Here is a 207-nt window from a genome sequence, read left to right on the forward strand (position 1 = left end):
AAAGAATGGAATATAGAAATAAACAACAACGAACTCAATATAAAAAGAGAGATTACGAAAGACGGAAAAAGCAAATCTTTTATAAATAATGTCGGAGTGAGAATTGCCGAATTAAAAGAACTTGGAGATTTGATTGTCGATATTCACGGACAACATGAACATCAATCTTTATTCAATCCTTCAAATCATTTGAATTTTGACGATAGC

The 207-nt window shown here is 30.4% G+C and carries 1 pseudogene; it reads left to right on the plus strand.

The features are described 5' to 3' along the window. Window positions 1-207, plus strand: a pseudogene (locus tag EZH24_RS13920) (DNA repair protein RecN); the annotation flags it as partial.

This window comes from Brachyspira catarrhinii (assembly GCF_005518285.1).
In the GTDB taxonomy this organism is placed as follows: Bacteria; Spirochaetota; Brachyspiria; order Brachyspirales; family Brachyspiraceae; genus Brachyspira; species Brachyspira catarrhinii.